The 3154-nt window shown below is 68.6% G+C and carries 3 protein-coding genes; 2 read left to right on the forward strand and 1 reads right to left on the reverse strand.

Going from position 1 to position 3154, the window contains the following annotated elements:
* Nucleotides 1-401: helix-turn-helix domain-containing protein (locus CCR95_RS20015; protein WP_242523378.1), on the reverse strand; the 401-nt coding region annotated here is incomplete at its 3' end.
* Between the two features lie 186 nt (nt 402-587).
* On the opposite strand from CCR95_RS20015, the gene CCR95_RS20020 reads away from it, so the two are divergent.
* Complete coding sequence (locus CCR95_RS20020) at nt 588-1694, forward strand: efflux RND transporter periplasmic adaptor subunit (RefSeq protein WP_201097785.1); 1107 nt, start codon at nt 588-590, stop codon at nt 1692-1694.
* A gap of 25 nt (nt 1695-1719) precedes the next feature.
* The coding region (locus tag CCR95_RS20025; protein ID WP_201097787.1) for an efflux RND transporter permease subunit at nt 1720-3154 on the forward strand (1435 nt) is incomplete at its 3' end.

Consider the following 3154-nt stretch of genomic DNA (forward strand, 5'->3'; position numbering starts at 1 on the left):
GTCGCCTCGGTCATCGGGGCAAGATCCCTGGCGGCCTGCGTCGAGGCGAGCAGATAGCCGTTCTCCCGCTTGACGATCCACCCCGCGGCTTCGAGGTCGCGCACCTTGCGACGCACGGTCTCGCGCGCGATGCCACTGCAGTCGGCGATGGACTGAAGGTTAATGGGGTCGGGGTCGGGCGCGCGCTCGTTCCTCGCCAAGACCATGAGCGCATCGTAGGAAAGCCCATCGATGTGGCGATGCGGCAGGGTCCGCGAACCAATGATGGCTAGCACTAGCATGCGATCTAAGTCCCCCCCGAACTGCCTTCGCAGCGTGATCAGGAGTGCGCTGAACGCCTCGACATGCACCGGCCAGATGCGGCCGAAGTGGCGGGCAAGGTCTTCGTGGTCGAACGTCATGACTGAATCGGCTCACGGTGGCGAAGGCCGCGGATCGGCGCACTGGGTGGTTAGCCGATCGGGGCGATTAGGTGATCGCCCATTTTGGGCGGTCGGCGCATTGCGGACAAGGGCCTGGAACCCGTAGCTTATCGGACCGCTGCCGGTCCGCAATGGCCGGCGAGATCTCGCCCCAGGTTCCTCATCGTGTCGACAGAGATTCATAAGCCTCCATGCCAGGGTCAGCAGGGTCACCGCCTTGCTCGGGGGAGTCGGTTCGCCGTCGTGCTGATCGCGGTCGCGGCGCTCTGCGGCTGTCAAGACCAGAGGCCGCCGACTCAGCCCATCGATCCGCCCTCGCGGCCGGCCGAGATCATGGAGATCGCCGCCACCGATCTCGGCTCCGGTCTGCGCTTTCCGGGACGCGTCAGAGCCGCGCAGCGGGCCGCGCTCGCGTTCGACGTACCCGGTCGGATCATCGCGCTTGCGGTTGCGGAGGGTGATCGGGTGGGCGCCGGTGACCTGATCGCGCGTCTGGACCCCGCCGCGTTCGACACGCGGCTTGGGGCGGCGAAGGTCGAGTTCGACCAGGCCACGGCGGACTACGAACGGGTGCGCCATCTCTGGGAGAAGAGCAAAGCCGTTGCGCGCGCCGAGCTGGATCTGAAGCGCACGGCCATGGAAGTGGCCCGCTCAGGCTTTGCCGCCGCCCGCAAGGACCTGGAAGACACCCGTCTGACCGCGCCTTTCGCCGGCGTTGTTGCCCGTCGCTACCTCGAGAATTTCCAGACCGTTCAGGCCAAGGAGCCGGTGGTCAGCCTGCAGGATGTCAGCGCGCTGGAGATCGTCATCCATGTGCCGGAGCGGGTCGTGCGCGCCGAGCCGCGCCGAGTGGCGGGCTATGCGCTGTTCGCGGAGCGGCCCGAGCGGCGGTTCCCGGTGACGCTCAAGTCCTTTTCGACCGAGGCGGACCCGCAGACCCAGACCTACGAGGTCGTGCTCGAATTGGCCAGCCCGGCGGACCTGCAGGTGCTGCCCGGGATGTCGGTCGATGTCTTTCCCGACAGCACGGAAGTCGCCGAGGGTGAGACGGCCGTGCGCATTCCGCTGAAGGCCGTCGTGGCCGGACCTGACGGCGCGCCGAGCGTCTGGGTGGTCGACCCCGACAGCGCTCGGGTCGCGCGGCGGCCGATCGCCATCGGCCCGGTCAGCGGCGCGGACGTCCTGGTGCGCGAGGGGCTCACGCCCGGCGAGCGGATCGTCACGGCTGGCGTGCACCACCTGCGCGACGGCATGCGCGTCCATCCGCTCTGAGATCGGGATCCCAAGCCCCCCAACCATGAATCTTGCTGCCTACAGTCTGCACAAGCGCACCATCGCCTGGCTCGCCGCCCTGGTCGTGCTCGTCGGCGGATGGATCGGCTATCAGCAGCTCGGCCGCTTCGAGGACCCCGAGTTCGTGATCCGCCAGGCGGTCGTCGTCACGCCCTACCCAGGCGCGCTGCCGATTGAGGTCGCCGAGGAGGTCACCGACGTCATCGAGGGCGCCGTCCAGCAGTTGCAGGAACTCAAGGAGGTCAGCTCCGTCTCCAGCATGGGCCGCTCGCTGGTCAAGGTCGAGATCGACATGCGCTTCGCCAAGACCAGGGACGATCTGGAGCAGGTCTGGGACAAGCTGCGCCGCAAGGTCGCCGACGCGCAGCGGCAGCTGCCGCCGGGGGCCGGTCCGTCCGTGGTCAACGACGATTTCGGCGACGTCTACGCCTTGTTTTTAGCGGTCACCGGCGACGGCTACGCGCTGGAGCAGATCGAGGACTCTGTCGACAAGCTCCGGCGCGAGCTCGCGCTGGTGCCTGGCGTGGCCCGTGTGGCGGTCCTGGGCGCACCGCAGGAGGCCATCTTCGTCGAGATCTCGGCGGCCAAGGCGGCGCAGCTCGGGCTCTCGGTCGACGAAATCGGCGAGCAGTTGCGTCGGCAGAACCTGATTACCCCGGCGGGCGATCTACGCGCCGGCGAACAGAGACTCCAGATCAGCCCCACCGGCGCGGTCGACTCCGTCGAGGCGATCGGCAACCTCGTCCTCGCCTCCCCCGGCGGCGAGCAGGTGATCTTTCTGAAGGACGTCGCCCGCATTGGGCGAGGGCTCGTGGAGCCGCCGCAAGCCCTGATGCGCTTCGACGGCCAGCCGGCCATCGGTCTCGGGGTTTCCAACATGGCTGGCGGCAATGTCGTGGCCATGGGCGACGCCGTGCGCGCCCGACTGGCCGAGCTGGAGGCCCAGCGCCCGGTGGGCATGGAGCTGAACGTCGTCTCCTACCAGTCCGACGCGGTGCGCGCGGCGGTGGACGGCTTCGTCGCCAATCTGGTCGCGGCGGTCGTGATCGTGGTGCTGGTGCTGGTGCTCTTCATGGGCCTGCGCAGCGGCCTCATCGTCGGTGCCGTGCTGCTGCTCACCGTCGCCGGGACGCTGATCGCGATGTGGCTCGACGGCATCGCGATGCAGCGCATCTCGCTCGGCGCGCTCATCATTGCGCTGGGCATGCTGGTGGACAACGCCATCGTCGTCACCGACGGCATCCTGGTGCGCCTGCGGCGCGGCGAGGAGCGCACCCGCGCCGCCGTCGCCGTGGTTCAGGCGACCCAGTGGCCGCTGTTCGGCGGCACCGCCGTCGGCATCCTGGCCTTCAGCGCCATCGGCCTCTCGCCGACGGACATGGGCGAGTACGCCGGGTCGCTGTTCTGGGTGATCCTCTACGCGATGCTGCTGAGCTGGC

Origin of the sequence: Thiocystis minor, from assembly GCF_016653465.1 — a bacterium.
GTDB classification, from domain to species: domain Bacteria; phylum Pseudomonadota; class Gammaproteobacteria; order Chromatiales; family Chromatiaceae; genus Chromatium; species Chromatium minus.